General features: G+C 30.8%; 6 protein-coding genes. 2 read left to right on the forward strand and 4 right to left on the reverse strand.

Annotated elements, in window-relative coordinates; translation table 11 throughout:
- Positions 1–222 precede the first annotated feature (222 nt).
- Positions 223–843, forward strand: coding sequence for an L-threonylcarbamoyladenylate synthase (locus ACVC2P_RS07180; protein WP_452597799.1), 621 nt, complete (start codon positions 223–225; stop codon positions 841–843).
- Positions 844–934: 91 nt separating this feature from the next.
- Positions 935–1,825 (forward strand): tail fiber domain-containing protein, encoded by an 891-nt coding sequence (locus ACVC2P_RS07185; RefSeq protein WP_452597800.1) that lies wholly within the window; start codon positions 935–937, stop codon positions 1,823–1,825.
- A gap of 89 nt (positions 1,826–1,914) precedes the next feature.
- Here ACVC2P_RS07185 and ACVC2P_RS07190 read toward each other — a convergent pair whose 3' ends face one another.
- From ACVC2P_RS07190 to ACVC2P_RS07205, 4 genes are all read right to left on the reverse strand, one after another.
- A complete protein-coding gene (locus ACVC2P_RS07190; RefSeq protein ID WP_452597801.1) occupies positions 1,915–3,273 on the reverse strand; it encodes a cytochrome-c peroxidase in 1,359 nt (452 codons plus the stop codon).
- 115 nt (positions 3,274–3,388) lie between these two features.
- Positions 3,389–4,249 carry an OmpA/MotB family protein gene (locus tag ACVC2P_RS07195; protein ID WP_452597802.1) on the reverse strand — a complete coding sequence of 287 codons (861 nt, stop codon included), beginning with the start codon at positions 4,247–4,249 and terminating at the stop codon, positions 3,389–3,391.
- An 88-nt stretch (positions 4,250–4,337) separates the two neighbouring features.
- Positions 4,338–5,327 carry a glycosyltransferase family 2 protein gene (locus ACVC2P_RS07200; RefSeq protein ID WP_452597803.1) on the reverse strand — a complete coding sequence of 330 codons (990 nt, stop codon included), beginning with the start codon at positions 5,325–5,327 and terminating at the stop codon, positions 4,338–4,340.
- A 33-nt stretch (positions 5,328–5,360) separates the two neighbouring features.
- A partial coding sequence (locus ACVC2P_RS07205; RefSeq protein ID WP_452597804.1) for a type I restriction enzyme HsdR N-terminal domain-containing protein occupies positions 5,361–5,624 on the reverse strand: 264 nt, incomplete at its 5' end.

Genomic DNA, 5,624 nt, shown 5'->3' on the forward strand with positions numbered 1-5,624 from the left:
AAAACCTGAACAAGTTTAGGTAGACAGTAGATTTTTATAATTGATTACGAATATTCAATGCTTTTTAAAAGTAAACGTACAAACAAAATTATTATTATATAGTATGTTGAACACTAAGGTTTTGTTAAAGTTAATTAAAGAATATATAGCTATATAAAGAATAATAAGCAGACGTATTAACACTTAATTAAAATGTATAACTTTGCTGTTAAATTAATTATTGTGGCAGAGTTTATTAAAATATACGAAGACAACCCTAATCCTAAAGAGATTAAAAAAGTAATAGATACTCTTAAAAAAGGAGGGCTTATTATTTATCCTACAGATACAGTATATGGCTTAGGTTGCGATATTACTAATACTAAAGCTTTAGAGCGTATTGCTAAAATTAAAGGAGTAAAGTTGGAGAAAGCTAATTTTTCGTTCATTTGCCGAGATTTAAGTAATTTAAGTGATTATGTTAAACAAATAGATACGTCTACATTTAAAATTTTAAAAAGGGCATTACCAGGACCATACACTTTTATATTACCAGGAGCAAAAACATTGCCATCAGTTTTTAAGAAGAAAAAAACAGTAGGAATTCGTGTGCCAGATAATCAAATTGCATTAGATATCGTTGAAGCATTAGGAAATCCTATTGTATCGACATCTATTAGAGATGAAGATGAAATATTAGAGTACACTACAGACCCCGAATTAATTCTTGAAAAGTGGGGTGCCATTGTAGACCTTGTTATAGATGGAGGTTATGGAGGAAACGAAGGGTCTACTATTATAGATTTCTCAAATGATAATCCAGAAGTAATTAGGGAAGGTAAAGGTAGTTTAGAGATTTTTTAAACAGCAATTTTTTAAGGTAAAATTAATTTGTAAGGAAATACATGCTTTTTAGACTTAATGTTTAAAAAACTAATTCCCAAATTAAAATTCTATGAAAAGAAAGCTCCCTAAAATGCTATTTCTTGGCATTATTTTATTCCCATTTGTTGTAGTTTCTCAAGTTGGTATAGGTACTACAACTCCAAACAATCAATTAGACATTAATGTTGTAGGAAAAACTTCTGATGGTATAAATATTGAGAATACAGGTTTTAATTCTCAAATATTAACTGAACCAACAGGAAGTATCTTTGCATTAAATAACAGTAATGCTTTAGGTAATTATAATATTAGGTTTAATAATGTAACCAGTTTTGTTTTTAAGGCTCAAACATTTGAACCCGCTGTAGAATCCCTAACAAATATAGATGCTAATGGTATAGATATTGGCGTTTTCGATAAGCATTTTAGAAGAGTATATACTAGGGCAATACACACTAACGATAATACCGTTAACGGTGGATTAAATATAAGTATAGGTGCTGGAGGAGGTTTGAATTCCGATTATGTTTTTAGCGATTTTGCGTTCTACCCTTTTGTAGACCAAACATACGATTTAGGACGTAATGGAAACTTTTGGAATAATTTCTTTTTTGTAAATGCTTTTACACCATCCGATAAACGTTTAAAAGAGAATATATCTAAAAATGATAGAGGTTTATCTACAGTAATGCGTTTAAAAACATATCAATATAATTACATAAAAGATAAAGAGAAAAAAAAGCATTATGGATTTATAGCACAAGAGTTAAAAAATATAATTCCTGAATTAATAAACGAAAGCGATAGAGATAATAGCATGTTAGCTGTTAATTATATTGAAACGATTCCAATTATGGTGAAAGCTATACAAGAACAGAACGAAATAATTTCTAAACAGTCTGAAAAAATTAAAACTTTAGAAAACGAGATTACTTTAATAAAAGAATCCCTTAATAAGTAGCTATTAGAAGGGCTGTTTAAAAAGTATTTTAAAAAATCGTTTTCGATTAGACTAAAATATGTTTTTAGATAGCCCTTTTTAATTATGTTTTAATTACACCCCAAATCTATTTGAGATTGTGTATCTGCATTAGGAATACAATTGCCAGAGAAAACGTCATCTGGTACGTAGCGTTCTAAATTAGGATCATATAACGCATGTTCTACAAAAGCGACCAAATCATTAATTTCTGCTGTTGTTAAGTTTAAATTGGTAAACTCTTCTGCTAATTGAGCATCGGGAACATTACTATTTTCTTTCTCACCTAAAACGATGTAAGTAATTATTTCTGTTAAATTGGTAAAAGTCCCCCCATGACCGTAGAAGGAATTGTTTTTTAAATTATATAAGTTTGGAACTTTAAATTTATAATTATCATTTGCATTATTAGTAAAACCACCTCTACCTTTTTGCATCATTTCAAACTGTTCTTGGTTTATAATTATGCCATTACTTTGGTCTATGTCACCTAAGCCTAAAGCATAGAATTCGTTAGATTTTAATGCTGGGCCAGTATGGCAATTAACACATTTTGCTTTATCTAAAAATAAAATAGCACCTTGCTTTTCTTGTGTAGACATAGCATTATGCTGTCCTTTTAACCAATCTTGCCATGGCGACTGGTTTGCCAATACGGTTCTATTAAAAGCTGCTATTGCTAAGCCTGCTGTAGTTTTCGAGTATCTTGTGCTTTCTGGAAAATCAGGAAATGCCTCATCAAACATAGCTTTATACTCGTAGGTTGTAATGAATGCCTCGTCTATTTTTAATCTATGTGCGTTTTGCCCAGCTATACCTTGTGTTTCAAGACCTTGATAGCCTAATAGGTTTTCAGGAATGTCTTCTGCGTTCTGCGATACAAAAGGTGCATTTATTCCTGTAGCGCCTAAAGCACCATTCCAAAGCATTACATCTTGGTATGCGGTGTTTAATAAACTAGGGACTTTAATAGGTAAGATATCTATTAAATTTAAAGGCATGTTAGTGTTTACTTGTCTACCTTCTCCTTGAAAACCAAAACCTACACCGCCTTCACCTATACCTTGTAAATTTCCAGAATAAAAGCCAGAAGCCACTGGGTGACAACTAGCACAAGAATAGGTTTGGTTTGCATCTGTAATTTGTGGATTTCCTCCTGTAGCAGTCTCATGAACTAACATTTTTCCTAAGCTTACTTTAGCTGTATTTAAAGGATTAAGTGGGTCTTGAGGAATGTTCTGAAAATCTGTAGAACTTGGTAGCTTAAAAAAGTCTACACCTTGTCCATTAGATTTATCATCTACTAGCGATAATAGTTGCAAATCTATAGTAGAAACATCTTCGTAGTACGGTTCATCTGTACAAGATACTATAGCAAATAATGCTAATAATGTTATCGTTTTTATACTCACTCTCATTATTGTATTCAAAACGTATTTTTTATATGTTGGTAGTATAAAGTTACTATTTATACTTGTATAGGCAAATAAAAAAAGCGCAATCTTAAAGATTACGCTTTTTAGTATTTAAAAAGAAGGTTGTTTTTTAGTTTCCTTCTTTAGATAAGTTTTTCATCTCTGTTTCTATCATGTCGTAAAACTGATCTATTTTAGGTAAAATTAAAATTTTTGTTCTACGGTTTGTTGCTTTATTTTCAGGAGAATCGTTTGGAACTAGTGGTACATAATCTGCACGTCCTGCTGCAATTAACTGTGCAGGGTTTACACCTAATTCTTGTAATGCTCTAACAATAGAGGTACTACGTTTTACACTTAAATCCCAGTTGTCTACTAATACACCTTTTTTGTAAGGCACATTATCTGTATGCCCTTCAATCATAGCTTCAAAATTTGGTTTTCCGTTAATTACTGTAGCAACTTTTCCTAAAATTTCTTTAGCTCTGCTTGTAATATTGTAGCTTCCGCTTTTAAATAATAATTTATCTGAAAGTGAGATAAATACAACACTTTTTTCAACATTAATTTCAATGTCTGGGTCATTTAAACCAACTTCTTTTTTAAGGCTTGTTACTAATGCTAATGTAACACTGTCTTTTTTAGATAAAGCATCTTGTAAACGTGTTATTTTTAAGTCCTTTTCTTTTAAACTTTCTAAAGATTTTTCAAGATTTTCTGCCCCTTTAGTAGTTAATACAGTCATGTCTTTAGAGGACTGGATTAAATCTTGGTTCGTTTTCTTCATATCTGCTAAACGCTCCTCCAACGCTTTTCCTCTAGCTGCTGCTGCTGCTTCATCTGCTAAACATTTGTTTAGTTTTACTGTTGCAGAGTTTAATAAATCTTGAGTTTTTTTATGTTCTTCTTCAAGGGCTAAAAATTCTTTTTTAGACACACAAGAACCTAATGTTAATAGTGCAACTGCACCAAATAATACAATTTTCTTCATAATTTGATAAAATATATTTTTTTAACGCTTCAAAAGTATAGAAAAATAAAATGTTAAAATAACGATTAACAAAACTTTTACTAAAGATTTACAAATGGCTAAATCGTTTCTTTTTATTTACGTAATAGTTCCAAACTATGGATTTTAGTTTATAATAATTTTTAGATTGTTGTAATTGTCTACGTTGCCTTATAAGTCGAGTAAAATGTTTGTAAAAGCTTAAATGTGCTCTTAAAATGGCTAATATATGGCTAAACTTTAATTCGGTTAGGAATTTAAAGGCAGCCAAGCCATCTAATACCATACGTAAAAAAAGTATAAAAAAGAGGCCGCCAGAAGCATTTTTAGTAAGTGTAAATAAACTATTTCTAAAGTTTAAGTATGTTTTTTTTGGGTTTGTAGCATTTAGAGTTGCCCCACCAACATGGTACACGGTAGATTGATGATTATATTTGGCTGTATACCCCAAATTATGAGCTCTCCAACACAAGTCTATTTCTTCCATGTGTGCAAAAAAAGAGTCATCAAAACCCTGTAAAGTGTAAAAAACATGAGCTCTAATAAAAAAACAAGCTCCAGAAGCCCAAAAAATATTTGAGTCTTTATTATACTGCCCATTATCTGCCTCTATGGTATTAAAAATACGTCCGCGACAAAAAGGATAACCATATTTATCAATATATCCGCCAGCAGCACCAGCATATTCAAAATGTGTTTTTTGCTTATAATCTAATATTTTTGGCTGTATAATGGCTGTTTGTGGCTCAGCAGTAAAAGTAGATATAATAGGTAATAACCAATTCTCGCTAACTTCAATATCGCTATTAACTAAACAAAAAATATCGGCATTAATATGCTTTAAAGCATCATTATAACCTTTTGCGTAGCCTCCGTTTTCGGTATTCTGAATAATTTTTACCGAAGGAAAGTTAGTACTAACAAACGCTACAGAGTTGTCGGTTGAAGCATTGTCTGCAACATAAACAGTAGCATTTTTAGAATGGTGTACTATGGATGGTAAAAAGGTCTCTAAAAGCTCTTTTCCATTCCAATTTAATATTACAATAGCTATTTCCAAAAAATGTATTATATCTTTAATTTAATAGTTTACCTACTTTTTATACTCAGGAATATCCCTTAAAAACTGATACTTTTCAGCATTAAAATCCATCATGCAATAATAATGATTTAATCCGTTGGTAACCATTAAATAGGTTGCGTTTAGTGCTAAATTATACCTAGCAACCTGGTCGAAAGTGGTTTGATCTATTTTAATTTTAGGCGCTTTACACTCTACAATTAAAAAAATACTCCCATCTGGATTAAAAATTACAATATCGTAACGTTTCTTTAAATCGTTAACTTTTAACTCTTT

Source organism: Pontimicrobium sp. MEBiC01747, from assembly GCF_053601635.1.